Origin of the sequence: Winogradskyella ouciana (assembly GCF_009709615.1) — a bacterium.
Taxonomy (GTDB): Bacteria; Bacteroidota; Bacteroidia; order Flavobacteriales; family Flavobacteriaceae; genus Winogradskyella; species Winogradskyella ouciana.
Map to the genome: position 1 here is coordinate 1 of NZ_WJYA01000111.1, position 271 is coordinate 271.

At 50.6% G+C, this 271-nt stretch carries 1 protein-coding gene; it reads right to left on the reverse strand.

Annotated elements, in window-relative coordinates; translation table 11 throughout:
• Positions 1-254 (reverse strand): hypothetical protein (locus tag F1003_RS15795; RefSeq protein ID WP_202913916.1); only part of this gene is annotated, 254 nt, incomplete at its 3' end.
• Positions 255-271: the final 17 nt, after the last annotated feature.

Here is a 271-nt window from a genome sequence, read left to right on the forward strand (position 1 = left end):
AGGAGGTTTGCGAAGTCTTTTTGGAAGGCGGAACTTTCTAAGATGCGCTCTTTCTGAGGTGTCGACTCGGCTCTTTCGATGAGCATGGAAAGCCGGCCCATGGCGGCGTTGATGCTGTCGACTTCTTCTTCGAAGTACGATTTGAATTTGGCGGGGGTGTCAAGGGCGGTGAAGAGGTTGGTGCGTTGGAGTCTGAGTCGTTGCCACTCTTTGTTGGTGTTAAAGAGGATGCCGTAGTTGTTGATGTCGTTCATGAGCGTTTCGATTTTTG